This is a genomic window from Ensifer sp. ZNC0028, from assembly GCF_000799055.1.
Taxonomy (GTDB): domain Bacteria; phylum Pseudomonadota; class Alphaproteobacteria; order Rhizobiales; family Rhizobiaceae; genus Ensifer.
In genome coordinates, this window is sequence record NZ_JTLA01000131.1 from 1 (window position 1) to 25,539 (window position 25,539).

General features: G+C 61.6%; 21 protein-coding genes. 6 read left to right on the forward strand and 15 right to left on the reverse strand.

From position 1 onward, the window contains the following. From L981_RS27845 to htpX, 3 genes are all read right to left on the reverse strand, one after another. On the reverse strand, positions 1 to 1,314 hold a 1,314-nt coding region (locus tag L981_RS27845; RefSeq protein WP_043624345.1), incomplete at its 3' end, for a heparinase II/III family protein. Between the two features lie 213 nt (positions 1,315 to 1,527). Then, the gene (locus L981_RS27850; RefSeq protein ID WP_043624194.1) at positions 1,528 to 2,940 is read right to left on the reverse strand and encodes an RsmB/NOP family class I SAM-dependent RNA methyltransferase; all 1,413 of its coding nucleotides are present in this window, start codon (positions 2,938 to 2,940) and stop codon (positions 1,528 to 1,530) included. Next, positions 2,940 to 3,899 (reverse strand): zinc metalloprotease HtpX, encoded by a 960-nt coding sequence (htpX, locus tag L981_RS27855; protein WP_043624198.1) that lies wholly within the window; start codon positions 3,897 to 3,899, stop codon positions 2,940 to 2,942. Before htpX ends, L981_RS27850 begins: the two co-directional genes overlap by 1 nt. 125 nt (positions 3,900 to 4,024) lie before the next feature. Here htpX and L981_RS27860 point away from each other — a divergent pair, with 125 nt between their 5' ends. Beyond that, positions 4,025 to 4,225 carry a DUF1674 domain-containing protein gene (locus L981_RS27860; RefSeq protein WP_043624199.1) on the forward strand — a complete coding sequence of 67 codons (201 nt, stop codon included), beginning with the start codon at positions 4,025 to 4,027 and terminating at the stop codon, positions 4,223 to 4,225. A 159-nt stretch (positions 4,226 to 4,384) separates the two neighbouring features. Here the strand turns inward: L981_RS27860 and acs are convergent, their stop codons facing one another. Further along, positions 4,385 to 6,334, reverse strand: a complete 1,950-nt coding sequence (gene acs, locus L981_RS27865) for an acetate--CoA ligase (protein WP_043624200.1) — start codon at positions 6,332 to 6,334, stop codon at positions 4,385 to 4,387. A gap of 227 nt (positions 6,335 to 6,561) precedes the next feature. Here acs and L981_RS27870 point away from each other — a divergent pair, with 227 nt between their 5' ends. Continuing rightward, the gene (locus tag L981_RS27870; RefSeq protein ID WP_043624204.1) at positions 6,562 to 7,263 is read left to right on the forward strand and encodes a DUF1013 domain-containing protein; all 702 of its coding nucleotides are present in this window, start codon (positions 6,562 to 6,564) and stop codon (positions 7,261 to 7,263) included. Positions 7,264 to 7,338: 75 nt separating this feature from the next. Here L981_RS27870 and L981_RS27875 read toward each other — a convergent pair whose 3' ends face one another. Continuing rightward, complete coding sequence (locus L981_RS27875) at positions 7,339 to 7,725, reverse strand: ectoine synthase (protein WP_043624205.1); 387 nt, start codon at positions 7,723 to 7,725, stop codon at positions 7,339 to 7,341. 142 nt (positions 7,726 to 7,867) lie between these two features. Here L981_RS27875 and L981_RS27880 point away from each other — a divergent pair, with 142 nt between their 5' ends. Next, complete coding sequence (locus tag L981_RS27880) at positions 7,868 to 8,734, forward strand: LysR substrate-binding domain-containing protein (RefSeq protein ID WP_052202063.1); 867 nt, start codon at positions 7,868 to 7,870, stop codon at positions 8,732 to 8,734. A gap of 43 nt (positions 8,735 to 8,777) precedes the next feature. Here the strand turns inward: L981_RS27880 and L981_RS27885 are convergent, their stop codons facing one another. Beyond that, the gene (locus L981_RS27885) at positions 8,778 to 10,685 is read right to left on the reverse strand and encodes a propionyl-CoA synthetase (protein ID WP_043624208.1); all 1,908 of its coding nucleotides are present in this window, start codon (positions 10,683 to 10,685) and stop codon (positions 8,778 to 8,780) included. Between the two features lie 112 nt (positions 10,686 to 10,797). Further along, positions 10,798 to 11,457, reverse strand: a complete 660-nt coding sequence (locus tag L981_RS27890; RefSeq protein WP_043624209.1) for a YggS family pyridoxal phosphate-dependent enzyme — start codon at positions 11,455 to 11,457, stop codon at positions 10,798 to 10,800. A 223-nt stretch (positions 11,458 to 11,680) separates the two neighbouring features. Between L981_RS27890 and leuS the strand changes: the two genes are divergently transcribed. From leuS to holA, 3 genes are read left to right on the forward strand one after another with little or no spacing between them, the layout of a single operon-like run. Further along, positions 11,681 to 14,308: a leucine--tRNA ligase gene (gene leuS / locus L981_RS27895; RefSeq protein ID WP_043624210.1), complete on the forward strand. Its 2,628-nt coding sequence runs from the start codon at positions 11,681 to 11,683 to the stop codon at positions 14,306 to 14,308. Beyond that, entirely contained in the window at positions 14,295 to 14,819 is a 525-nt protein-coding gene (lptE, locus tag L981_RS27900) for an LPS assembly lipoprotein LptE (protein ID WP_043624211.1), read from the forward strand. Before leuS ends, lptE begins: the two co-directional genes overlap by 14 nt. Positions 14,820 to 14,830: 11 nt before the next feature. Next, the gene (holA, locus tag L981_RS27905) at positions 14,831 to 15,865 is read left to right on the forward strand and encodes a DNA polymerase III subunit delta (RefSeq protein ID WP_043624214.1); all 1,035 of its coding nucleotides are present in this window, start codon (positions 14,831 to 14,833) and stop codon (positions 15,863 to 15,865) included. A gap of 210 nt (positions 15,866 to 16,075) precedes the next feature. On the opposite strand, the gene L981_RS27910 is transcribed toward holA, so the two are convergent. The 8 genes from L981_RS27910 to hemE all read right to left on the reverse strand — a co-directional run bounded on the left by L981_RS27910 (position 16,076) and on the right by hemE (position 25,153). Continuing rightward, a complete protein-coding gene (locus tag L981_RS27910) occupies positions 16,076 to 16,966 on the reverse strand; it encodes a ParB/RepB/Spo0J family partition protein (protein WP_043624216.1) in 891 nt (296 codons plus the stop codon). Between the two features lie 35 nt (positions 16,967 to 17,001). Further along, on the reverse strand, positions 17,002 to 17,796 hold the full coding sequence (locus tag L981_RS27915; protein ID WP_043624346.1) for a ParA family protein: 795 nt from the start codon (positions 17,794 to 17,796) through the stop codon (positions 17,002 to 17,004). A gap of 17 nt (positions 17,797 to 17,813) precedes the next feature. Next, a complete protein-coding gene (gene rsmG / locus L981_RS27920; protein ID WP_043624218.1) occupies positions 17,814 to 18,452 on the reverse strand; it encodes a 16S rRNA (guanine(527)-N(7))-methyltransferase RsmG in 639 nt (212 codons plus the stop codon). After that, positions 18,449 to 20,329, reverse strand: a complete 1,881-nt coding sequence (gene mnmG, locus L981_RS27925; protein ID WP_043624220.1) for a tRNA uridine-5-carboxymethylaminomethyl(34) synthesis enzyme MnmG — start codon at positions 20,327 to 20,329, stop codon at positions 18,449 to 18,451. The genes rsmG and mnmG overlap by 4 nt, the downstream gene beginning before the upstream one ends. A 94-nt stretch (positions 20,330 to 20,423) precedes the next feature. Then, a complete protein-coding gene (mnmE, locus tag L981_RS27930; RefSeq protein WP_043624223.1) occupies positions 20,424 to 21,752 on the reverse strand; it encodes a tRNA uridine-5-carboxymethylaminomethyl(34) synthesis GTPase MnmE in 1,329 nt (442 codons plus the stop codon). 370 nt (positions 21,753 to 22,122) lie between these two features. After that, on the reverse strand, positions 22,123 to 23,388 hold the full coding sequence (rho, locus tag L981_RS27935) for a transcription termination factor Rho (protein WP_089044254.1): 1,266 nt from the start codon (positions 23,386 to 23,388) through the stop codon (positions 22,123 to 22,125). 194 nt (positions 23,389 to 23,582) lie between these two features. Then, entirely contained in the window at positions 23,583 to 24,125 is a 543-nt protein-coding gene (hemJ, locus tag L981_RS27940; protein ID WP_043624224.1) for a protoporphyrinogen oxidase HemJ, read from the reverse strand. Continuing rightward, positions 24,122 to 25,153 (reverse strand): uroporphyrinogen decarboxylase, encoded by a 1,032-nt coding sequence (gene hemE / locus L981_RS27945; RefSeq protein WP_043624225.1) that lies wholly within the window; start codon positions 25,151 to 25,153, stop codon positions 24,122 to 24,124. The genes hemJ and hemE overlap by 4 nt, the downstream gene beginning before the upstream one ends. Positions 25,154 to 25,539 lie beyond the last annotated feature (386 nt).

A 25,539-nucleotide genomic window follows, 5' to 3' on the forward strand; every position in this document is an offset into this window, starting at 1 on the left:
GCCGTCATGGCTTGCCGTCACCGACTCGAGCCCGCCCGCCTCGTCCTTGCGGGCCGCCGTCACCTGCTTGACGCCTGACGTCATGATCGGTCCGAGAAAGCGCGACTGCGAGAAGCGCGACGACGAGGTGTCGTTGACCGTCACCGTCGAATGGGCAGCCGTCATCCGCGCCATCTGGCGGAAACGCTCCCCGGCAAACTTCGGCGCGCCGGAATTGACGATAAAACGCGTCTTGCCCGAGGACATTTCGAAGGACAGGCAACCGGCATGGGCGCTGCGCGACAGGTCGACCGAAAGCGGCCGCCCGGTGTCCATGATGACGACCGTGTTTTCCATCGCCATACGTTCGTAGTGGGCGTGCGGCAGCGAACGGAAGGGTTCGCCGGCCGTCTCGTCATAGCGCAGCACCGACGCCAGTTCATGCGCGAGGACCGAGGTGGCGCCGTTGAACAGCGCCAACTCACCACCCTGATGCCGGAAGAAGCGCAGGGCCGGGTACATCCGGTCGATGCAGGGAATGAGGCGCGACGGCACGTCATGGCCGAGATTGACGTAGGTCTGGCGGAGCGGCAGCAGGTCCAGCAGCAGTTCGAGGCCAGCGCGCGGGCTGCGCGAGAAGTGGCTGCCGTCCGGGAGGATCTGCCGGTCGAGTTCGAGATCGAGGTGGCGCGATGCCTTGCGGATGGCGCTGGGCGATGCCGGCATGGAAACCGACGCCATGGCAAGCGCAAGCCGCACCCGAAGCCTCTGCTCGCCGTCGCGCACCGTATCGGCGATATGCCTGAGATAGCGCACCTGCAGCGCCAGGCTCTTGAGGAAGCGTCGGTAGAAGCCATGTTCGGCATTGCGCAGCACGACCGGCGAATGGGAAAGCCAGGCGATGATGCGCTGCGCCATGATATCCGCATCCCAGGCAACGCCGCCGAGATCGCGTCCATGGGTGCCGATCCAGTCGTCGACGATCTGCCGCAGCCGGACGAAGCCTGCATCCTCGCGGATCGCCCGCAGGTGCCGCAGCCAGCCGAAGGAATGCAGCCGGGCGGCAAATTCGCGCGACGGCAGATCGATCTCGAACGGCGACTCGCCCTCCGTGTCGAGCACGCGGCCGGCAAGCGGGAAACGCCCGGCAAGAATCTCTTCCGCGACAAAGGGATCGACGGCCCTGAGATCCGTCGGCGCAACAATCAGACGATTGGGGGTGGAGCCGGTGAAGCGCAGCGTGGAGACGCGCCCGATCGACAGGCGACGCGACACACGGCGCCAGCCTTCACGCATATACAGGTAGGAAAGCCTTCGCCTGCCGGAAAACAACATCAACGCCGCCGGTTACCTCATTTCTGGCACGATCGCTCACGTCATCGGAGCCGGCCAGGACCTCGCGCCAGCGCCCGCATGGTGCCGCGAAGACCATTAAACTTTTATCAATCCTGCCATCTTTGATAGGCTTCCCGGTCGAAAGCGTCAAATGATGCGGTGGAACAGGGCCTTGAGGCCCAGTTCCAAGCGCTGAAATGCGAGTTTGGGCTGTTATTTGCGGCGAATCACCGCTGCGTAGAAACCATCGAGGCCGCTCGAAAACGGAGCATCGAGCGGCAGCATGGCAGGCGTCGTCCGCATTTCGCCGATCGGCGTGATTGCGTCCTCGAGCCCCGGCCAGTCGGAGGCGGAAATCGGCACCCGCTCGTAGCTTTCGCCAGAACCGACAACCCGGGCAACGACCTCTTCGCCTTCGCGCGGGTCGAGGGAGCAATTGGAGAAGACGACCGTGCCACCGGACTTGACCACCGTCAGTGCATGACGAAGCAGCCGCTCCTGCAGGTCTGCGAGCTTTTCGATGTCTTCCGGTCCCTTGGTCCACAGCACGTCAGGATGACGGCGGGTCGTGCCGGTCGAAGAGCAGGGGGCGTCGAGCAGGGCGGCATCGAACAGCGTCTCCGGCTGGAAGTCCGCCATGTTGACTTCCGTGGTCTCGGCCTCGAGCCCAAGCCGCTTGAGATTGCCCTTCAGCCGGCGCAAGCGGCTACCGGACTGGTCGAGCGCCGTCACTTCGGCGCCGGCGAGGATGAGCTGGGCCGTCTTGCCGCCGGGTGCAGCACACAGATCGACGGTCCGCTTGCCCTTGAGATCGCCGAAGAGCCGCGCCGGGATCGATGCGGCCGCGTCCTGAACCCACCAGGCACCATCATCGAATCCGGCTAAGGAAGGAATCGAGCCGGAGAATGCGCCGAGCCGTACCGAGCCGGTCGGCAGGACTGTGCCACCAAGCCGCTCGGCCCAAGCTGCAGGCTCGGACTTGACGGAGAGATCGATCGCCGCCGGCGTCAGCTGTGCCTCGGCGATCTTCTCGGCCGCCGCTGCGCCATAGTGGACAATGAGGCGCTCGAAGAACCATTCCGGCATCGCCGGAATATGGCGCGTGCTTTCGAGAACGGCATCCTTTTCACGCGACAGACGCCGCAGCACGGCGTTCACGAGATTGGCGAAACGGCGGTTACGCGGATCGTTCTGTGCCTGTTCGACAGCGAGATCGACAGCGGAATGATCGGGCACGTCCAAATAGAGGATCTGTGCCGCCGCCACAGCGAGCACGTGGTCGAGCGCCCGCGCACCCTCCGGCAAGGGCGTCTGCAGCAGCGAGTTGATCGCAGCCTGCACGCGCGGGAGATGGCGAAGGGCGGAATTGAGGATTGCCCGGACCAGGGCGCGGTCGGCTTCATTCAGCTCGCGATAGGCCGGGTTGCCGTGCTCGCTGTCGAGCATGCCGTCGAGAGACGTCTTGCGATCGATAACGGCCGCCAGGATCTTCGCGGCGGCCTGACGCGCTCTCAGGCCAGGCTTCTCCGGACCACGCGGCGCCGGGGCAGGCTTCTTCGACTTTGCTGCGCCGCCGTTGCGGTGCGATCGTTTCGGACGTGAATCGTTGTTGTTTTCTGCGGACATCAGGACCAGGGACCTTTGGGCGGTTCGGAACCACCGCGACCCCAACCGGTAGAGGGCACAGAGCGCGATTTGCGCACGGGATTATCAGCCCGAACCGGTGGCGTCGAGACCGAAGACATCTCCTGGGCCATCTGCTGCAGGGCAGCGATGCGGTTTTCGGTGTTCGGATGGGTCGAAAACAGGTTGTCCATGCGCTCGCCGGAGAGCGGATTGATGATGAACATATGCGCCGTAGCCGGGTTGCGCTCGGCATCGTCGTTGTGGATCTGATGGGCGGCGCCCGCGATCTTCTGCAGCGCCGAAGCGAGCGCCAGCGGCTTGCCGCAAATCTCGGCGCCACGACGGTCGGCCGAATATTCGCGCGTCCGGCTGATCGCCATCTGCACCAGCATTGCCGCCATCGGCGCTACGATCATCGCCACCAGCGTGCCAATGAAGCCGAGCGGATTGTTGTTTTCACGGTTGCCGCTGAAGAAGAAAGCAAAGTTGCCGAGCATCGAGATCGCGCCGGCAAGGGTGGCCGTCAGCGTCATCGTCAAGGTGTCGCGGTTCTGTACGTGGGCGAGTTCATGCGCCATCACGCCGGCGACCTCGTCATAGTTGAGAGCGTGAAGCAGGCCGGTCGAAGCGGCAACCGCGGCATTCTCCGGGTTGCGGCCGGTGGCAAACGCGTTCGGCTGCGGGCTGTCGATCACATAGACACGCGGCATCGGCAGGCCGGCATTGCGCGCGAGGTCGCGAACGATGCCGTAGTACTCCGGCGCGCTGCGCTCATCGACCTCCTGCGCGCGATACATGCGCAGCACCATCTTGTCGGAGTTCCAATAGGAGAAGAAGTTCATGCCTGCGGCCATGACGAAGGCGATCATCATGCCACCGCGTCCGCCGATGGCGAAGCCTACCGCCATGAACAGGGCGGTCATGACTGCAAGCAGCATGGCGGTGCGGACAAGGTTCATCAGAAGGCTCCGGGTCGTCGACGTTTCACGTGAATCAGGGTTCCCGTACGGGGAACGGCATCCTATATGATGGGTGCAAACAGCCAATTCTTCAATATTGATGCTCGAATCCGGATACCGTTCAGATGCAGAACGACAATGACAACGCCGCCGACCGCCCGAAGAAGCCGCTGCCGCCTGCTGCCGTGCGGGCCCTGAAGGAAGCGGAAGAGCGGCGTCAGGCGGAGATCAAGAAAGAGCTGCCGCCGGAGATCGGCGGGCGCGGGGGCGAAGATCCAGCCCGCTACGGTGATTGGGAGATCAAGGGTCGCGCAATCGACTTCTAAGTTCGGGTCAGACGCCTGCGACCGCGATCTGAATCCGGCTCACGAAATTGTCCGGCTTGCCGAGACAGGTGCCGCATCGGCGATACCGGAGATCTTACATCATCTGCGACGATAGGAGAGCCGCCGCACGCCCGAGAGGTGCGCGGCGGCTTTTCAAGGTCAGGCCTTGTTCTGGCGGTTCGCGATCAGATCGTCGACGACGGCCGGATCGGCGAGCGTCGAGGTATCGCCGAGCGCGCCGAAATCATCCTCGGCGATCTTGCGCAGGATGCGGCGCATGATCTTGCCCGAGCGGGTTTTCGGCAGGCCCGGAGCGAACTGGATCTTGTCCGGTGTGGCGATCGGGCCGATTTCCGAACGGACATGCTTCACCAGGGCGGCGCGCAGTTCGTCGTTGCCGATTTCACCAGCCATCAGCGAGACATAGCAATAGATGCCCTGGCCCTTGATCGGGTGCGGATAGCCAACGACGGCTGCTTCCGAGACGAGGTGGTGCGACACGAGCGCCGATTCCACTTCGGCCGTGCCGAGACGGTGGCCCGACACGTTCAAGACGTCGTCGACGCGGCCGGTGATCCAGTAGTAGCCGTCTTCATCGCGGCGGCAGCCGTCACCGGTGAAATACTTGCCCTTGTAGGTGGCAAAGTAGGTCTGGCCGAAACGCGCGTGGTCGCCATAGATCGTGCGCATCTGGCCCGGCCAGCTGTCGATGATGCAGAGGTTGCCATCGGCAGCGCCCTCGAGCACGTTGCCTTCATTGTCGACCAGCTGCGGCTGAACGCCGAAGAACGGCCGCGTGGCCGAACCGGGCTTAAGGTCGGTCGCGCCCGGCAGCGGCGTGATCAGGATGCCGCCGGTTTCCGTCTGCCACCAGGTATCGACGATCGGCGACTTCTGCTCGCCGACGACATTGTAATACCACTCCCAGGCTTCCGGGTTGATCGGCTCGCCGACCGAACCGAGCAGGCGAAGCGACGAGCGCGAGGCGCGCTTGACGAAGTCGTCGCCGGCGCCCATCAGCGAGCGGATCGCCGTCGGCGCCGTGTAGAAGACGTTGACCTTGTGCTTGTCGACCACTTCCCAGAAACGCCCGGCATCCGGGAAATTCGGCACGCCTTCGAACATCACGGTGGTCGCAGCATTCGCGAGCGGACCATAGACGATATAGGAGTGGCCGGTGACCCAGCCGACGTCGGCCGTGCACCAGTAGACCTCGCCATCGCGATAGTCGAAGACATATTCGTGCGTCATCGATGCATAGACCAGGTAGCCGCCGGTCGTGTGCAACACGCCCTTCGGCTTGCCGGTCGAGCCCGAGGTATAGAGGATGAACAGCGGATCTTCCGCCTTCATCTTCGCCGGCTCGCAATGCGGCTTCACGGTGGCGATTTCCTGGTGGTACCAGAGGTCACGGCCCGGTGCCCAGGCGGTCTTGCCGCCGGTGCGGCGCACGACCAGAACCTTGTTGACGATGACATGCTGTTTGGCCGCGATGTCGATCGCCGTATCGGTGTTTTCCTTGAGCGGGACCGGCTTGCCGCCGCGAACGCCCTCGTCGCAGGTGATGACGAAGGTGGACTCACAGTCGATGATACGGCCGGCAAGCGCATCCGGCGAAAAGCCGCCGAAGACGACCGAATGAATGGCGCCGATGCGGGCGCAGGCAAGCATCGCATAGGATGCTTCCGGGATCATCGGCATGTAGATGGTGACGCGGTCACCCTTCTTGACGCCATGCTTCTTCAGGACGTTGGCAAGGCGGCAGACCTGCTCGTAGAGCTGGTTGTAGGTGATCTTCTTGTCGATATAGGGATTGTCGCCTTCCCAGATGATGGCGGTCTTTTCGCCATGCGTCTTCAGGTGGCGGTCGATACAGTTGTAGGAGACGTTGGTAAGGCCGTCTTCATACCACTTGATCGAGACCTTGCCCTTGAAGGATGTGTTCTTGACCTTGGTATAGGGCTTGAACCAATCGATCCGTTTGCCGTGCTTGCCCCAGAACTTTGCCGGATCGGAAACGCTCTCTTCGTACCACTTCAGGTATGTGGCGTTATCAAGCAGCGTCCGGCTCTTGGCAGACTTCAACACCGGATAGATTTTGGCGGACATATTTTCCTCCCTACGCATTCCTAGTGCGGTTCGCCCCTCCTAGGGCTCCCCCGTTTCGCGCACATTCATAGCAGGTCAAATGCCCGCCGCAATTAGACAAAAGGACATTTGGAACTGAAGAATTGCAATTTCGCGACAACGACGGTATAGAGGCCCACATTTCCCGGAAATCAGTGGTAGACTCCACGGCCCGCGACACCGGCGCGGCGGACAAAAGGACTATATCCATGGCTCAGCAACTGCTTATGCCCAAGGCGACCGCCGTCTGGCTGGTTGACAATACCGCGCTGTCCTTCGACCAGATCGCGCAGTTCTGCAAGCTGCACCCGCTCGAAGTGAAGGCGATCGCCGACGGTGAATCCGCGCAGGGCATCAAGGGCCTCGACCCGATCGCGACCGGTCAGCTTTCGCGCGACGAGATCGCCCGCGCCGAAGGCAACCCCAACCACAAGCTGAAGCTGTCCGAGCCGAAGGTTCGCGTGCCTGATAGCAAGCGCAAGGGCCCGCGCTACACCCCGGTTTCCAAGCGCCAGGATCGCCCGAACGCCATTCTGTGGTTGGTTCGCAACCATCCGGAACTCAAGGACGCGCAGATCTCGCGTCTCGTCGGCACCACCAAGTCGACGATCGAACAGATCCGCGAGCGCACCCACTGGAACTCCGCCAACCTGACGCCGATGGACCCGGTAACCCTCGGCCTCTGCTCGCAGATCGACCTCGACCTCGAAGTCGAACGCGCTTCCAAGGGCCGTCCGCTGCCGACGGCTGCCGAACTCGGCCAGACGCTGGAATCGGCCCAGGAAACCGAAAAGCTGGGCTTCAGCTACGAGCGCGAGGAAGAGAAGGAAATCGACGCCGATGCCGTCTTCGCCAAGCTCAAGTCGCTGAAGTCGGACCGCAAGGACGAGGACGAAGACGATCATTACTGATCGCCGTCCAGCCCAATGAAAAAAGCCCGGATCGTCGATCCGGGCTTTTTTGTTGGTCGGTGCTCGGCAACGAGTTCAGTAGGCCGAGCCGGATGGGTCGTTGAGATTGTGCCGCTCGGTCCCCTTGAGCGGCGGATTGAAGATGCTGACGAGGATCAGGTCTTCGTCCTTGCCGCCGCGCAGGAAATGCTTGTCGTGCTGGTCGAGCACGTAGATATCGCCCTTGTTGATCGGGAATACCTTGCCCTGCATGTCCTCGACCTCGCCGTGCCCGGCGATGCAATAGCAGGCTTCGAGATGGTTGCGGTACTCGAGCAACGATACCGTTCCGGCACGAACGACCGTGTGGCAGACGGTGAAACCCATGCCATCCCGCTCGGTTAGCAGCCGATGGCTGGTCCCGCTGCCCCATTCGACAAAATGGTCGGTAGCTTCGATCTGCTGCAGGCTGCGCACGAACATAGATCTCTCCATCTGTAAGTATTTCTAATGTCTATGGACGGGAAACTCTCTCCCAATCCGATGGTAGGCCCAATATCCGTTGACAACGGTGACCAATCAAACGACCTTTCCTCAAGGCATTGATGAGGAAAGCATACAGATGATGTTGCCACCACTCGGCATGCTGCGCGCCTTCGAAGCCGCGGCGCGTCTGGCGAGCTTCTCCCGCGCCGGCGACGAGTTGCATGTGACGCACGCGGCCATCAGTCACCAGATCCGGCTGTTGGAGGAGTGGTTCGGCCGGCCGCTCTTCGTGCGCGAGAAGCGTGGGGTCAGGCTGGCGCCAGAGGCCGAGAACCTGGCCGCGGTATTGACATCGGCATTGGAGCGCATCGCTGCGGAAACGGAACTGCTGCGGCTGAACGCCAAGGCGCAGGTGAGCGTTGCCTGCATACCCTCGATCGCCACGCGCTGGCTGATCCCGGCACTCGGCGAATTCCTGCACCGTCACCCGGAGGTGGACGTCAAGGTCGTCTACGCGATGGCCGAGCAGCAATTGCGGGAAACCGGCTGCGACGTCCTCATCACGCTCGGGGCCGACAAGAGCGAAGGAACGCGTTCCGACCGGCTGTTCTCCCGCATCAACCGTCCGGTTGCGAGCCCCCGCTATCTCGAACGAAAAGGCGCGCTGACGTCACCGCAGGCGATCGCGTCAGCCGATCTGTTGCACGACGAAACGACGTCACGCTGGCGCGATTGGCTGGCAAGGGCAGGGCAGGAGGCCACGCAGACGTTACGTGGCCCGGTGTTTCAGGACTTCAACCTTTTGGCAACGGCAGTCATTGCCGGCCATGGCGTGGCGCTTTGCCCGGTCGAAGTCTTCCGGCGCGAAATCGACAACGGAGACCTGGTGATCCTGTCCGATATCGCCACCCTGGAGGACGAAAGCTACTTCCTGATCACCAAAGTCACACGCTCAAGGGCCGCAGCCAGTTTCAGTGATTGGTTTGCCGCGGTCGTGCACACCTAATGCGGTGTGCACCGCGCAAATTCATGAGCCGGCTTAGCAATCACTAGACACCGATGCCTCGCCCATGCAGAGCGACGGTGATTTCGTCGAGGATGACAGGATCATCGATCGTCGCCGGCATTTTCCAGGGCTGACGGTCGGCGATCTTCTGGATCGTGGCGCGCAAGATCTTGCCCGACCGCGTCTTCGGCAGCCGCTTGACGCAGATCGCCAGCCGGAAGGCGGCAACCGGTCCGATGCGTTCGCGCACGAGGCTGATGACTTCGCGTTCGATCTCCGACGTTTCACGGGAAACATTGGAGTTGATGACGAGGAAGCCGGCCGGTATCTGGCCTTTCAAATCGTCGGCAATACCGATGACGGCACATTCGGCAACATCGGGGTGGCTGGAGCAGACCTCCTCCATCGCTCCGGTGGAGAGGCGATGGCCAGCCACATTGATGATGTCGTCCGTTCGCGCCATGATGAAGATATAGCCATCCTCATCGAGATAGCCGGCATCGGCAGTCTTGTAGTAGCCGGGAAACTCGTCGAGATAGGCCGCGCGGAACCGGTGGTCTGCATTCCAGAGCGTCGGCAGGCATCCCGGCGGAAGCGGCAGCTTCACGACCACATTGCCCAGCGTACCGGCTGTTACCGGATGTCCGGCATCGTCGAGGATCTGGACGTCGTATCCCGGTAGCGGAACGGCCGGCGAACCGTATTTTACCGGCAGAAGGCCGAGCCCCATGGGATTTCCCGCCACGGGCCATCCGGTTTCCGTCTGCCACCAATGATCGATGACGGGCACGCCGAGGGCCTTCTCGGCCCAGTGGATCGTGTCGGGATCCGCCCGTTCGCCGGCGAGAAACAACGCGCGGAACTTCGACAGGTCGTATCGGCGAACGTGAGAGGCCTCCGGATCCTCCTTGCGGATCGCCCTGAGCGCCGTCGGCGCGGTGAACATCACCACGACGCCGTGCTCGGCTATGATACGCCAATAGGTTCCGGGGTCCGGCGTGCCGACCGGCTTGCCTTCGAACAGGATCGACGTGCTGCCGTTCAGAAGCGGGCCGTAGACGATATAGGAATGGCCGACAACCCAGCCGATGTCCGACGCGGCCCAGAAGACGTCGCCCGGCTGCACGCCGAAGAAGTTCTCCATGGACCATCTGAGCGCGACCATGTGGCCGCCATTGTCGCGCACCACCCCCTTGGGCTGGCCGGTCGTGCCCGAGGTGTAGAGCACATAGAGCGGATCGGTCGAGGCGACCGGCACGCATTCGGTTTCTTCCCCCGCCTCTTTCGCCGCGGCGAGCGCCGACGCGAAATCGATGTCGCGTCCCTCGGTCATGGCGGCTTCCGCCATCTCGCGCTGGAAGACAAGGCAATGGGCCGGCTTGTGGGTTGCGATGTCGAGCGCCGCATCGAGCAGCGGCTTGTAGGCCACAGTACGACCGGGTTCGATACCGCAGCTTGCGGACACGATCAGCTTCGCCTGGCAATCGTCGATGCGCACGGCGAGCTCGTTGGCGGCAAAGCCGCCGAAGACCACGGAGTGCACAGCGCCAATGCGCGCAGCCGCGAGCATCGCAACCGCCGCCTGCGGGATCATCGGCATATAGATGATGATCCGGTCGCCCTTGCCGACCCCCAGCTTGCGGTAGACGGCGGCAAGGGCCGCTACGTCGGAGAGCAGGGACGCATAGGAGATGCGCTCCACACGCCCGGTGACGGGGCTGTCGTAGATGAAGGCGATCTGCTCGCCACGGCCAGCGGCCACATGGCGATCCAGGCAGTTGTAGCAGGTATTGGTAACGCCGTCGGCGAACCAGTGCCCATAGATGCCGGCCTCCGCATCGAACGCCCGTACCGGTCTTTCAAACCAGTCGATCGCATTGGCTGCATTGGACCAGAAACTCTGCGGGTCCGCTTTCCAGCCCGCGTACACGTCGGCATAGCTGCTCGCCATGTCCGTTCCTCCCTGCGCATGTTGCCGGACATTTCCGGCCTCCTCGTGCACAAGGATAGGCTAATGAGAGACGAGGGGAACCCCGACGAAAGCGGTATGTGACGAAGTGACCTCAGCGTGCGCCGAAAATGGCCGAACCGACGCGAACGCCGGTGGCGCCGAACTGGACAGCTGTCTCGAAATCGCCGGACATGCCCATCGACAGCTTCTCGAGCTTGCAGGCAGCAGCCAGCTTGGCGAGCAGCGCAAAATGCGGACCCGGATTTTCCTCGACCGGCGGAATGCACATCAGCCCCTCGATCGAAAGGCCCAGCTCGTTGCGGCAGAGTTCCACGAAGGCAACAGTCTCGTCCGGCGCAATGCCGGCCTTCTGCGGCTCCAATCCGGTGTTGACCTGCACATAGAGCCTGAGTGTTCGGCCCTGTTTCTGCATTTCGGCAGCAAGCGCGCGGGCGATCTTCTCGCGATCGACCGTCTCGATGACATCGAACAGCGCGACGGCTTCCGCCGCCTTGTTCGACTGCAGCGGACCGATCAGGTGCAGTTCGAGACCGGACGTCTCGGCCTTCAGCTCCGGCCACTTGCCCTGCGCTTCCTGCACGCGGTTCTCGCCGAACACCCGCTGCCCGGCCGCAATCACCGGGCGGATGGCATCAGCGTCGAAGGTCTTGGAAACAGCCACCAGCGTGACGGCGCCTTTGGCACGACCAGCAGACTTCTCCGCCGTCTGAATCCGGCTCACGACATCCTGCAACCGCTCTTGAACTTCCATGGACCTGCTCTCCGACACGGGATTTCCAAACCACTGACCGAGCGGCTTAGGCAAAGTTGAGCCGATTGCCAAGGCCGCTCCGTCGCGGACCGGCTCAAATCCGCCAAAGTGTCGCGCCAAACCCTTCAAAAACTTGACCGTCAGGCGGTTTCGTGGTGAAGGTCACCCCAACTATCATGAGGCGCAACTATGCGCCGCAGAACTTCCGGAACATCGAAAAGACATGTCTAGCGAACGATACAATCCGCGTGATGCCGAGCCCCGTTGGCAGCAGGAATGGGAAAAGAACGAGGTCTTCCAGACCGAGAACGACGATCCGCGCGAAAAGTACTACGTGCTCGAGATGTTCCCCTATCCCTCGGGCCGCATCCACATGGGCCACGTGCGCAACTACACCATGGGTGACGTGGTAGCGCGCTACAAGCGCGCCCGCGGCTTCAACGTGCTGCACCCGATGGGTTGGGACGCCTTCGGCATGCCGGCCGAGAACGCCGCCATGGAGCGTGGCGTGCACCCGGCCAGCTGGACCTACCAGAACATCGCCTCGATGAAGGCGCAGCTGAAGGTCATGGGCCTGTCGCTCGACTGGAACCGCGAGTTCGCAACCTGCGACCCCGCCTATTACCAGCGCCAGCAGTACCTGTTCCTGGACTTCCTGGAAAAGGGCCTCGTCTACCGCAAGCAGTCCAAGGTCAACTGGGACCCGGTCGATAACACAGTGCTGGCCAACGAGCAGGTGATCGACGGCCGCGGCTGGCGATCGGGCGCTCTGGTCGAACAGCGCGAACTGACGCAATGGTTCTTCCGCATCACCGACTTCAGCCAGGAACTGCTCGACGCGCTCGATACGCTGGATCAGTGGCCCGAGAAGGTGCGCCTGATGCAGAAGAACTGGATCGGCCGCTCCGAGGGCCTGTCGCTGCGTTGGGAAATCGTCGAGGGCACCGCCGGCGACGCAACGGAACTCACCGTCTACACCACCCGTCCGGACACGCTCTTCGGCGCCTCGTTCCTGGCGATCGCTGCCGATCACCCGTTGGCAAGGCAGGTGGCGGCCAGCAACCCCGAGGTCGATGCATTCTGCGAAGAATGCCGCCGCGCCGGCACTTCGCTCGCAGCCCTTGAAACGGCCGAGAAGAAGGGCATCGACACCGGCATCCGTGCCAAGCACCCGCTCGATCCGAGCTGGGAGCTGCCGGTCTATGTCGCGAACTTCGTGCTGATGGACTACGGCACGGGCGCCATCTTCGGCTGCCCCTCCGGCGACCAGCGCGACCTCGACTTCGCGCGCAAATACGACCTGCCGGTCGTTCCCGTCGTCATGCCGAAGGACGGCGATGCCGCAACCTTTGCCATTGGTGACGAGGCCTATATCGGCGACGGCGTGATGATCAATTCGCGCTTCCTCGATGGCCTGTCGACGGAAGACGCCTTCGAGACCGTTGCTTCGAAGCTCGAGAAGGAAATGCTCGACGGCGCGCCACGTGCCGAGCGCAAGGTCAATTTCCGCCTGCGTGACTGGGGCATCTCGCGCCAGCGCTACTGGGGCTGCCCGATCCCGGTCATCCATTGCGAGGACTGCGGCGTCGTGCCGGTTCCCAAGGCCGACCTGCCGGTCGTGCTGCCGCCGGACGTTACCTTCGACAAACCGGGCAATCCGCTCGACCGTCACGCCACCTGGCGCCACGTCGCCTGCCCGCAATGCGGCAAGGACGCCCGCCGCGAGACGGACACGATGGACACCTTCGTCGATTCGTCCTGGTACTTCACGCGCTTCACAGCACCTTGGGAAGACAATCCGACCGACCCCAAGGTCGCCAACCACTGGCTGCCGGTCGATCAGTACATCGGCGGCATCGAGCACGCGATCCTGCATCTGCTCTATTCGCGCTTCTTCACCCGTGCGATGAAGGCGACCGGCCATGTGGCCGTCGACGAGCCGTTCAAGGGCCTGTTCACGCAAGGCATGGTCGTGCACGAAACCTATAGCCGCGGCGAAGGCGCCCAGCGCGAATGGGTGACGCCGGCAGAAATCCACATCGAGGAGATCGATGGACGCCGCCGTGCGACGCTGATCGAGACAGGTGAGGACATCGCCATCGGCTCGATCGAAAAGATGTCGAAATCGAAGAAGAACGTCGTCGATCCCGACGACATCATCGCCTCCTATGGCGCCGACACCGCTCGCTTCTTCGTTCTCTCCGATTCACCGCCGGATCGTGACGTGATCTGGTCGGAAGCCGGTGTCGAAGGATCGCATCGCTTCGTGCAGCGCGTCTGGCGCCTGATCAGCGAAGCGGCCGAGAAGCTGCGCGCTATCGAGGCCGCCCCGGCGCTCGAAGGCGAGGGACTGTCGGTTTCGCAAGCCGCGCACAAGACGCTGCGTGCGGTCGAGGCGGACTATGACAAGCTCGCCTTCAACAAGGCCGTGGCACGCATCTACGAGCTCGTGAACACGCTTGCCGCACCGCTGACCCAGGTTGCCGCCGGCAAGGCCGACGCGGCGCTGGCAGGTGCCGTAAAGGACGCAACGACGATCCTGATCGACCTGATCGCACCGATGATGCCGCACCTCGCCGAGGAATGCTGGCGCCAGATCGGCGGCGAGGGGCTGATTGCAGAACGCCGCTGGCCGGCGTTCAACCCAGCCTTGGTCGTCGAGAACGAAATCACCATGCCGGTGCAGATCAATGGCAAGAAGCGCGCTGATTTGACAATCGCCCGCGATGCGGATCAGAGTGCGATCGAAAGCGCCGTCCTGGCGCTCGATGCCGTCAAGTCCGCGCTCAACGGCAGCAGCCCCAAGAAAATCATCGTCGTGCCCCAGAGGATCGTCAATGTCGTTGTCTGATAGAGCTGGTTTCCGTATCCGGTCGATTCCGGTTCTGGCTGGCGTGCTCATGTTGACCGCGCTCGCCGGCTGCCAGGTCCGGCCGCTCTATTCCGACCCGGTCGGCACCTCGACGGCACTGGCGGCGATCGAGATTTCCGAAGCCAACGACCGCGTCGAGCAGGAAGTGCGCAACGCGCTGATCTTCCTGGCAGCAGGTGGCCAGGGCGAGCCTGCGAACCCGCAATATCACCTGGCGCTCACCGTCACCCACCGCTCGATGGGCGTGCTCTACGATCAGGCCAAGGACCGCGCCGGCGCCGGCCGTATCGTCGTCAAGGCGGACTACAATCTGACGAAGATCGGCACGGGCGAGACCATCAAGTCGGGCAACCGCACGGCGGTGGCCCTCGTTGACTTCCCGGTTCAGGAATTTGCCAAGGTGCGCGCCGTTCGTGACGGCGAAAACCGCGCGGCGAAGGAACTGGCCGAGCTGATCCGGGCCGACATCGCCGCGGCTCTCAGCCGCTAAGCGGTGTCGGCATGAGCGAGGTCAAGTCGCACGAGTTCGACTCCTTTCTCCAGAAGTCAGCCGGAGTCTACCGGCTTTTCATCCTCTACGGGCCCGACCGCGGGCTCGTCTCCGAGCGTGCTTCGGCAATCGCCGGCCGCTGCGGCGTGCCGCTCGACGATCCCTTTTCGCTGTTGAAGCTCGACGTTAGCGAACTGACGCAGTCGCCGGGGCGGCTGCTCGATGAGGTAAACTCGATCGGCCTCTTCGGCGGAGAAAAGCTCGTCTGGATCCGTGGCGCAGCCAACGAAAAGCCGCTGGTCGATGCCTTGCAAATCCTGTCCACCGAACCACCGACCGGAAGCTATGTGATCGTCGAGGCCGGCGACCTGAAGAAGGGGTCGGCACTTCGAAAGGTCGGCGAGAGCGCCCGTTCGGTCGCCTGTATCGCCTGTTACAGCGACGATACGCGCAGCCTGCAGGCGCTGATCGACAAGGAACTCGGCGACGAGAAGCTGGGCATCAGCCCCGCGGCTCGGCAAAGGCTGCTGGAGGCGCTCGGCGGCGACCGCCTGGCCTCGCGCAACGAGTTGCGAAAGCTCGCGCTCTACTGCCGTGGCAAGTCCACGGTGGACGAAGAGGACGTTCTCGATATCGTTGGCGATGCCAGCGCCATCTCCGTCGACGATGCCGTCGATGCGGTGCTGAAGGGCGACCTCGATGGTTTGCTGCACGCCATGCAGAAGATCACGACATCCAAGACGCCGGCCTTTCTGGTGCTGCAGGCGTGCCTGCGCCAGTTCCAGCAACTCGATGTGATACGCGCCGAGATGGACGCAAGCCGTCAGCAGGCCGGCCAGGTGATCGCCACCCTCGGACGTGGTCTGCACTTTCGCCGCAAGCCGATCGTCGAGGCAGCCTTGAAGCACTGGTCGAGCCCTGCCATCCGTCGCGAACTCAACCGCCTGCAGACGACCATTTTTCAGAGCCGCAGCCGCGCGAGCCTGGAAGAGAGCCTTGTGCTACAGAACCTGATGGCGATCGCGGTGCAGTCGGCGCGACGCTGAGTTCTCCGCCAGGCCTATTGCCGCTTCCAACGCTGAGTCAGAGCTTCACCGGCGGGCTTTCGGCGGGTCTGCCTGAGATGTTTGGGTGCCTTCATGTCACCAGCCGAATTAAGCTGTATGCCAAAAGATCTCGTTATATCAAACAATTAGGCGCGCCGCTCTTGGAGCGGCGCGCCATCAATGCATGAATTCGAGATCTGAAGGAGTGGCTTATCGCCGCTCCAGCAGCCTGCAGATTTCTTCAAGCTGATCCAGCGTCTTGTAGGCGATGCGCAGATGGCCACCGGACGCCTTATGGTTCACCGTGACTTCAAGCCCGAGGCTATCGGACAGCGTGCGCTCGAGCGCCAGCGTGTCCGCATCCTTCTCGTCGCGACGGGCGGTCTTGCCGTAGTTCGGATCGTTCTGCGCGCGAATATCGTTCTGCGCGATACGCTCGGCGTCACGCACCGAGAGACCCTTGGCAATGATCGCCCGGGCGAGGGTGGCAGGATCCGACGTCGGAATGAGCGCGCGCGCGTGTCCGGCCGACAGCGTGCCTTCCGACAACATGTCCCGAACCGGTTCCGGCAATTTCAAGAGACGCAGGCTGTTGGCGACATGGCTTCGGCTCTTGCCGATGATCTCTCCGAGATCGTTCTGCGTATAGCCGTGCTCGGCGATCAGTTGTTCATAGCCAAGCGCTTCGTCCAGCGGATTGAGATCCGAGCGCTGGACGTTTTCGACGATGGCGATTTCGAGCGCCGTGCGATCATCAACGTCGCGAATAATGACCGGGATTTCTGTGAATCCGGCCAACTGCGCCGCGCGCCAACGGCGCTCGCCAGCGATGATCTCGTAGCGATCGGCGCCGATCGTCCGGGCGACGACCGGTTGCACGATCCCATGCTGGCGGATCGAATTGGCAAGATCCTGCAGTTCGGCCTCGTCGAACTGACGACGCGGGTTGCGCGGATTGCGCGATACGAACTCGATCGGCACGCGCCGATCGGGATTGACCGGGGCAGGGGCGGCCGCGCCCGTTTGCAACGGCTGATCCATCTCGCCGATCAACGCGGCCAGTCCGCGACCAAGCCGCCTCTTCGAGCTATCGTCGTTCATATCGTCACCCGAGTTAAATTACGCTACCGAAATGATTATGCCGCCTTGCGCTGGCGCTCGCGCTGAATGACTTCGGAGGCCAGCTGTAGATAGGCCTGGCTACCGGCACATTTCAGATCATACAGAATGGCCGGCTTGCCGTAGGACGGCGCTTCCGAGACGCGAACATTGCGCGGGATCAGAGTGTGGTAGACCTTGTCGCCAAGATGCGTCCGGACGTCGCTGACAACCTGCTGTGCCAAGTTGTTGCGCGAATCGAACATGGTCAGGACGATACCCTGGATATCCAGGCTCGGATTCACGGTCCGGCGTATCTGATCGACGGTCTCCAGCAGCTGGCTCAGGCCCTCAAGCGCGAAGAACTCGCACTGCAGAGGCACAAGCACCGAATGGGCCGCTGCCATCGCGTTCATCGTCAGCAGGTTGAACGACGGCGGGCAATCGACCAGCACGTAGGAATATTCCATTGCGGCAGGGCTGACCAAGGCCTTGCGCAAACGGAAGACACGATCCGGTTCCTGCGCGATTTCCATCTCGACGCCAAGAAGGTCCATTGTCGACGGAATGATGGCAAGGTTGGGGACCACGGTTTCCTGGGCGATCTCGCCGATCCCGTGCGACCCCATCATCAATTCATAGGACGACAGGTTCCGATCGCGGCGCTGGATACCAAGACCGGTACTGGCGTTGCCCTGAGGGTCGAGATCGACGATCAGGACGCGCTCGCCGATAGCCGCCAATGCGGTCGCCAGATTGATGGCCGTCGTGGTTTTGCCCACGCCACCCTTCTGATTTGCGATTGTGATGATCCGGTTTTTGCCACCAAACATGTTTCCGCTCGCGATCACTAAGCCTTGCGTGACAGATTTGCGATCTCGAGCACAACAGAATCCGGCTCGACCACGCTTGGATGTTTTACCAGATCAAACTGATAGCGGCCAACGGCTTTGTCGATTTCGCGCTGGTAATCCCGCCCTTTGTGAAAATAGGCGACTGCTTTTTGGTCCTGTGCCGTCATCCACGGCGCAGAATAGTCAAGCAGCAGGGTCAAATCTGCTAGCGCACGCGCAGAAACAGCGTCGGCGCGGGGAATAATTGCGCCCGCATCTTCGATTCGAACCGGGTGAACGGAGCCGCGCGCGCCCGTTTCTGCCAAGGCGACGCGCAAAAAGGCAGCCTTCTTGTTGTTGCTTTCGACGAGATGCACCCAGCCGTCAGCAAACTCAGCGAGATAGATCGCCGTAATCACGCCGGGAAAACCGCCACCGCTACCGAGATCGACCCAGGTCTTCGGTTCCGGCGACAGCTGCGCGAGTTGCAGACTATCGACGATATGCCGGCGCCAAAGATCGTCGACCGTCGACGGCGCTACAAGATTGATCGACTTCGCCCACTTCTGAAAAAGTCTGGCAAAGTGCTCCAGCCGTTCATTCGTTTCACGTGAAACACGCAGTCCGTTCAACACATCGATTGGACTCGCCTTCATTGTACGCTGACCTTTTCTTCACGTTCTACGGTACGGTTCTGTCGCTTCAGCCATGCCAGGATCAGCGATGCCGCTGCCGGCGTCATGCCGTCGACCTTCATCGCCTGAGCCAGATTGCGGGGCGCCTGCTGCTTGAGCTTCTGCTTCAACTCATTGGAGAGGCCCGAAAGCATATCGAAGTCGAAGCCATCGGGTATGACGAGATTTTCTTCGCGCTGAATGCCGGCAATATCCGCGGCCTGACGATCCATGTAGACGGCGTAGACCGCATCGATCTCAAGCGCCTCAACGACGCGCGGACCAATCGACGACAGCTCGGGCCAGATCGGCTGCAAGCTGGCAATCGACTGATCGGGATAGGACAGGATCTCGAAAGCGGTACGCCGTTGACCATCCTGATTGAGCTTCAGGCCATGACGGTTACCCTCGGCCGGGGTGACCGAGAGGCTCTTCAGCAGCGCGCCCCCTTCGTCGAAACGCGCACGCCAATCGACGAAGCGATCGCGGCGCGCATCGGAGATGCAACCAATCTCCATGGCCAGCGGTGTCAGGCGTGCATCGGCATTGTCAGCCCGCAGCGACAGTCGGTACTCCGCGCGGGAGGTGAACATGCGATAGGGCTCAGTGATCCCACGCGATGTCAGGTCGTCGATCATGACACCGATATAGGACTGCGTCCGGCTGAACACGACCTCGGGACGCTTGGTAGCGATCAATGCGGCATTCAAGCCGGCGACCAAGCCCTGGGCTCCCGCTTCCTCGTAGCCAGTCGTGCCGTTGATTTGCCCGGCCAGGAAAAGCCCCGGCATCTTGCGCACGGCGAGGGTCGCGTTCAATTCGCGCGGATCGACGTGATCATACTCGATGGCATAACCAGGCTGGAGGATTGCGACATTCTCCAAGCCGGGGATCGTCTTGATAAAGGCTTCCTGAATGTCTGCCGGCAGCGATGTCGAAATACCGTTCGGATAGATCGTGTCGTCGTCAAGCCCCTCCGGTTCCAGGAAGATCTGGTGACCATCACGCTCGCCGAACCGTACAATCTTGTCCTCGATGGACGGGCAATAGCGCGGACCGACACCCTCGATCTGACCCGAATACATCGCCGACTTGCCGATATTGTCGGCAATGATCTTGTGTGTCGCTTCCGTGGTGCGCGTCACGCCGCAATCGATCTGGCGGTTCACAATCGTGTCGGTCATGAACGAGAAGGGCACCGGATCCTCGTCCGGGCCCTGGCGGCCAACACTTGCCCAGTCGATGGTGCGTCCATCCAGGCGGGCGGGCGTTCCAGTCTTCAGGCGGCCAAGCCGCAAGCCAAACCGCAACAAGGTGCCGGAAAGCCCCACGGACGGTTCCTCACCAACGCGACCGGCCGGGATCTTTTGATCGCCGATATGAATGAGGCCTTTCAAAAACGTGCCCGTCGTCAGAACGACGGACTTGGCTTGGAAGCTTCGGCCGTCCTTCATGACGACACCTTTGATACGGCCCTGGTCTTCCAACAGGTCGAAGGCATCGCCCTCGATGACCGTCAAATTGTCGATCGCAGCGATCTCCCGCTGCATGGCCTCGCGATAGAGGCGACGATCGGCTTGCGTGCGCGGTCCACGCACCGCTGGTCCCTTGCGGCGATTGAGCAGACGAAACTGAATGCCGCCAGCATCGGCGACGCGCCCCATCAAGCCGTCCATCGCATCGATCTCGCGGACCAGGTGTCCCTTGCCCAGGCCGCCGATGGCCGGGTTGCAGGACATAACCCCGATCGTCGATGCCTTGTGCGTGATCAACGCCGTGTTGGCGCCCAGACGCGCGGCTGCAGCCGCGGCCTCGCAGCCGGCATGGCCACCGCCAATGACGATTACGTCAAATTGCATCTTTGCCTCTTCTCCGGGGTTGACCCCGGCACGAATCGTTTCACGTGAAACACGACGAAGGACTCGCACACGTTGTATTGCTCTGCCCCACGGCCTACTTCCCGATACAGAATTCGGAAAATATCACATCGAGAAGGTTCTCAACATCCACGCGGCCGGTTATCCGTCCAATTGCGTCGCCAGCAAGGCGCAAGAGTTCCGCGCGTATGTCCAGTCCCAGATCCTGCCTTGCCAGGCTGTCGTCGATCGAGCGTTGCGCCTGCCGCAGGCTATCGACATGTCGCCGCCGAGACGGCAGTGACAGCGACGTGCGCCCACTGAGATCGGGCAGATGCGCCGCGATCGCGTCCAGCAGTTGTTCCATACCGTCGCCGGTTTTCGTGGAAACCAACACGTCGGCAGAACCATCGCGCCAACTAACACCGCCGCGATCAAGTTTGGTTCCGACGCGCAGCACCGGCGTCATCTCGGGTGCAAGGTCGGATATGACATCAAATCCATCCGGCGCATCGGCCAGCAGCAAGATCAGATCCGCTCTCTCGATAATTTCTCGCGCGCGACGAATGCCTTCTTGTTCTACTTTCTCGTCGGTCTCCCGCAGACCGGCCGTGTCATAAAGTTTCACGGAGAATCCGGCTAAGGAAAGGTCGACAGAAAGAACGTCGCGGGTCGTGCCGGCAATCTCAGTGACGATTGCAATGTCGCGCTGGGCCAGCGCGTTGAGCAAGCTCGACTTGCCGGCGTTTGGCTCACCTGCGATAACGATCTTCAGGCCATCGCGGATGATCTCCGCGATCGGTGCGTCGGCAATATGCGCTGCGATCTCTTGCGACAGTAGAGACATGTCCCGCCAGATGCGCTCGCTGACCGATCCCGGCACGTCGTCTTCATCAGCAAAATCGAGCTCCGCCTCGATCATCGCCCGCGCATGGGTCAAACGCTTCGCCCAGCCGGCATAGACTTTTGACTGTCCGCCGCCGGAATGCTCGATCGCGAGCCGACGCTGCATTTCCGTCTCGGCAACAATCAGGTCAGAGAGACCCTCCACCTCGACCAGATCGAGCTTGCCGTTCTGAAACGCGCGACGCGAAAACTCACCGGCTTCTGCATGGCGTAAACCCTCGAGCTTCGAGAGTTCCTCAAGCAAAGCGTTGACCGCGGCGCGGCCACCATGGATCTGAAACTCGGCGCAATCTTCTCCGGTGAAGGAGGCAGGTCCGCGAAAGTAGAGAACAAGGCCGCTATCGATAACATCACCGTTACGAGACCGAATCGATCTCAATGTCGCCGACCGCGGCGAGGGCACCCCACCACATAGTGCCTGCAGCACTGCTTCGGTATGCCTTCCACTGACACGCACGACGGCGACGCCGGCGGGCAGAGCTCCGCTGGAAAGCGCATAGATCGTTTGCGTCGCTGTCATGGGCTCACCTGAAAAGACCTCGGGCGCATGCAAGCGCGTCGATGGTCGAAACAATGGGGATCGTCGAAGTTCCCGACCGGATCGTCCTGCTTCGCGGAGTGCGCTCACATAGAGCCAAACGGTATCTCAAAGGGTCGGCGTGCTTATGCCGAAAGAATGCTGAAATTTCAAGATGCCGCTGCATCCTCGTGTTTCACGCCCGTACGTGTTTCACGTGAATCAGCAGGTGGGGCGGCGATCCAACGGCGGGCGTAGAGCGGAGATCGTTGCGAAACCGAATCGAACGCAGTGGAGAATCCGGCTAAGGTTTTGAAACGAAAAAACCGGCCGACGCATGGTCGACCGGCTTTCACAATTGGCGATGAACGTCTTAGGTGTTCATCGAGTCGAAGAAATCGCCGTTGTTCTTCGTCTGCTTGAGCTTGTCGATAAGGAACTCGATCGCGTCCGTCGTTCCCATCGGCGCCAGAATACGGCGGAGCACGAAGATCTTCTGCAGATCCTGGCGCGGAACGAGCAGGTCTTCCTTACGCGTACCGGACTTGAGAATGTCCATCGCCGGGAAGATGCGCTTGTCGGCGACCTTGCGGTCAAGCACGATTTCCGAGTTGCCGGTGCCCTTGAACTCTTCGAAGATGACTTCGTCCATGCGGCTGCCGGTATCGATCAGCGCGGTCGCGATGATCGTCAGCGAGCCGCCTTCCTCGATGTTACGGGCGGCACCGAAGAAACGCTTCGGGCGCTGCAGGGCGTTGGCGTCGACACCGCCGGTCAAGACCTTGCCCGATGACGGAACAACGGTGTTGTAGGCGCGGCCGAGGCGGGTGATCGAGTCGAGCAGGATGACGACGTCGCGACCGTGTTCCACGAGGCGCTTGGCCTTTTCGATCACCATTTCCGCGACCTGAACGTGGCGCGTCGCCGGCTCGTCAAAGGTCGACGAAACGACTTCGCCCTTCACCGAGCGCTGCATGTCCGTCACTTCTTCCGGACGTTCGTCGATCAGGAGAACGATCAGGTAGCATTCCGGATGGTTCGCGGTGATCGAATGGGCGATGTTCTGCAGCAGAACGGTCTTACCGGTGCGCGGCGGCGCGACGATCAGGCCGCGCTGGCCCTTGCCGAGCGGTGCGACCAGGTCGATGACGCGGGCCGAAAGATCCTTCGAGGTCGGAACATCGAGTTCCATCTTGAAGCGCTCGTTCGGGTAGAGCGGCGTCAGGTTGTCGAAGTGAACCTTGTGACGGATCTTTTCCGGATCGTCGAAGTTGATGGTGTTGACCTTGAGGAGGGCGAAGTAGCGCTCGCCTTCCTTCGGTCCGCGGATCGGACCCTCGACCGTGTCGCCGGTCTTCAGCGAGAAGCGGCGGATCTGGGAGGGCGAGATGTAGATGTCGTCCGGGCCGGGGAGGTAGTTTGCATTCGCCGAGCGCAGAAAGCCGAAGCCGTCCTGCAGCACTTCAACGACGCCTTCACCGATGATCTCGATATCCTGAGCCGCGAGCATCTTGAGGATTGCGAACATCAGCTCCTGCTTGCGCATCGTGCTGGCGTTCTCCACCTCGAGCTCCTCGGCGAAAGCGAGCAGATCGGTCGGCGTCTTGTTCTTGAGTTCTTGTAGCTTCATTTCAGCCATGAAGGATCCATGTTTGGTATGGGTAGTGGAGAGATGGCGAGTATTGATTAGGGAGCTGCAGCTGGAAGGGGCAGGCTCTTGTCTTTGTCACAAGCCATGAAGAGGAGATGGCAGAAAATAGCGATTCACGTGAAACCCTGCAAGGGGCTGTCGCAAATTAGAAACGCCTATGACAGGCCGCAAATCGATTAAATTCAAAATGGCTTCACGACGACCATGATGACGATGAGGATCATCAGGAGCGTAGGGGCCTCGTTCATCAACCGCCAATAGCGCGCGTCGTGCCTGTTTTCGTCGCGCTGAAAGGCGCGCACCGCACGGCTGAAACGCATGTGGACAGCCGTCAGAAGCACCACGAACAGAAGCTTGGCATGCAGCCAGCCACCCTGGAAGCCATAGACGCTCCAGGCGAGATAAAGCCCGAGCACCCAGGAAATCATCATCGCCGGGTTCATGATGACCTTCAGGAGCCGCAACTCCATCATCTTGAAGGTTTCCGATTGGGCGGAGCCGGGCTCAGCATCCGTGTGGTAGATGAACAGCCTGGGCATGTAGAGCAACGCCGCCATCCAGGACATCACGGCGATAACGTGCAACGCCTTGATCCAGAGATAGAGATCATCCGGACGCCAGACGAACAGACCGACAAGAAGCGCCGCGAACGCGCCGAGCGCGATCGCTGCCCTGAGCCGCGCCCTGTTGCCGGGCGCCCTATCGGTCTGCTTCTCCGCCATCATCTTGCTCCGCGAACCCGGGCAACCAGCGCCGAGACGTGATCGGGATCTGCCTGCGGCGTTATGCCATGGCCGAGATTGAAGATCAGCGGACCGTGACCGAGTGCGTCGAGAATGCGGTCGATGCCTTCCTCAAGCGCCACGCCGCCGGCGACCACCCGCATCGGATCGAGATTGCCCTGTATCGGCCCTTCCTTCTGCAGGTCCTTTGCGAAGGAAAGCGGGACCGTCCAGTCGAGGCCGATCGCGTCAGCGCCGGTCGCCTGCCGGTAGCCGTTCAAAAGCTGCCCTGCGCCCTTTGCAAAGGCAATGATCTTTGCCTGCGGCCGCTGGGCCCGAACGGAGGCGATGATCCGCTGCACCGGCTTGATGGCGTAGCGGGCGAATTCCTCCTCGCCGAGAACACCTGCCCAGGAATCGAAGATCTGCACCGCATCGGCGCCGGCATCGATCTGCCGCACGAGATAATCCGCCGACACATCCGCCAGAAAGGCAAGCAGATGATCGAAGGCTTCGGGATTGCGATAGGCGAAGAGACGGGCAGGGGCCTGATCCGGCGTACCGTGTCCGGCGATCATATAGGTCGCAACCGTCCAGGGAGCGCCACAGAAGCCGAGCAGCGTCGTTTCCGAGGGAAGTTCTGCGCGCAACCGCGAAACCGTCTCAAAGACTGGCTGGAGGTGCTCAGCGATGCCCTCTGGCTTCAGGAGACGGATACCATCGACATCGATCGGATCCATTCGTGGCCCGTGGCCTTCTTCGAAGCGCACATTGCGTTTCAGTGCATCGGGAATGACCAGAATGTCGGAGAAGAGAATGGCAGCATCGAAAGCGTAGCGCCGGATCGGCTGCAAGGTGACCTCAACGGCGAGATCGGGCGTGTAGCAAAGATCGAGGAAGCTTCCGGCGACAGCACGTGTCGCCCTGTACTCCGGCAGGTATCGTCCCGCCTGGCGCATGAGCCAGATCGGGGGAGGTGACACCGTCTTCCCTGCCAAAACTTCCAGAACCTTTCTGCGCGTTTCGGTCACGGATCGTCTCTCCCAATTTAAAATCAAAGATATTTAGAAGGTTTCTATTTCTTAGAGTCGGTGGGTATCAAGGATTAAAACTACCCACCGACTTGTCCACGAGCGGCGATCGTAGCGCCAACTGACGGGACAATGAGAGCGATCTCTGGAAAAACAGCGTGGTCAATCTCGGAAACGCTTTTTGAATCATGTCTTTAAGCCGCGCTCGATTTTTGCCGCGCCTGTGGAAAAGCGGTTGATACGCGTGACACTTTGTCCGCACCGCGAGTCTTGTCCACATCCACCCCGAAACAATGTCCGCGACAGTGCCAATTGTGAATAACTCGGCTGTTTTCCACTTGCCTGGATCCAGGCCCCGTCGTTAGCTGTGTTTCATCCCGGCTTAT

Excerpts from the sequence above, each read along its gene's own strand:
- L981_RS27850 (WP_043624194.1), bottom strand. The coding sequence starts at position 2,940 with ATGTCCGCAGAAAACAACAACGATTCACGTCCGAAACGATCGCACCGC.
- htpX (WP_043624198.1), bottom strand. The coding sequence starts at position 3,899 with ATGAACCTTGTCCGCACCGCCATGCTGCTTGCAGTCATGACCGCCCTG.
- L981_RS27860 (WP_043624199.1), top strand. The coding sequence starts at position 4,025 with ATGCAGAACGACAATGACAACGCCGCCGACCGCCCGAAGAAGCCGCTG.
- acs (WP_043624200.1), bottom strand. The coding sequence starts at position 6,334 with ATGTCCGCCAAAATCTATCCGGTGTTGAAGTCTGCCAAGAGCCGGACG.
- L981_RS27870 (WP_043624204.1), top strand. The coding sequence starts at position 6,562 with ATGGCTCAGCAACTGCTTATGCCCAAGGCGACCGCCGTCTGGCTGGTT.
- L981_RS27875 (WP_043624205.1), bottom strand. The coding sequence starts at position 7,725 with ATGTTCGTGCGCAGCCTGCAGCAGATCGAAGCTACCGACCATTTTGTC.
- L981_RS27880 (WP_052202063.1), top strand. The coding sequence starts at position 7,868 with ATGTTGCCACCACTCGGCATGCTGCGCGCCTTCGAAGCCGCGGCGCGT.
- L981_RS27885 (WP_043624208.1), bottom strand. The coding sequence starts at position 10,685 with ATGGCGAGCAGCTATGCCGACGTGTACGCGGGCTGGAAAGCGGACCCG.
- L981_RS27890 (WP_043624209.1), bottom strand. The coding sequence starts at position 11,457 with ATGGAAGTTCAAGAGCGGTTGCAGGATGTCGTGAGCCGGATTCAGACG.
- leuS (WP_043624210.1), top strand. The coding sequence starts at position 11,681 with ATGTCTAGCGAACGATACAATCCGCGTGATGCCGAGCCCCGTTGGCAG.
- lptE (WP_043624211.1), top strand. The coding sequence starts at position 14,295 with ATGTCGTTGTCTGATAGAGCTGGTTTCCGTATCCGGTCGATTCCGGTT.
- holA (WP_043624214.1), top strand. The coding sequence starts at position 14,831 with ATGAGCGAGGTCAAGTCGCACGAGTTCGACTCCTTTCTCCAGAAGTCA.
- L981_RS27910 (WP_043624216.1), bottom strand. The coding sequence starts at position 16,966 with ATGAACGACGATAGCTCGAAGAGGCGGCTTGGTCGCGGACTGGCCGCG.
- L981_RS27915 (WP_043624346.1), bottom strand. The coding sequence starts at position 17,796 with ATGTTTGGTGGCAAAAACCGGATCATCACAATCGCAAATCAGAAGGGT.
- rsmG (WP_043624218.1), bottom strand. The coding sequence starts at position 18,452 with ATGAAGGCGAGTCCAATCGATGTGTTGAACGGACTGCGTGTTTCACGT.
- mnmG (WP_043624220.1), bottom strand. The coding sequence starts at position 20,329 with ATGCAATTTGACGTAATCGTCATTGGCGGTGGCCATGCCGGCTGCGAG.
- mnmE (WP_043624223.1), bottom strand. The coding sequence starts at position 21,752 with ATGACAGCGACGCAAACGATCTATGCGCTTTCCAGCGGAGCTCTGCCC.
- rho (WP_089044254.1), bottom strand. The coding sequence starts at position 23,388 with ATGGCTGAAATGAAGCTACAAGAACTCAAGAACAAGACGCCGACCGAT.
- hemJ (WP_043624224.1), bottom strand. The coding sequence starts at position 24,125 with ATGATGGCGGAGAAGCAGACCGATAGGGCGCCCGGCAACAGGGCGCGG.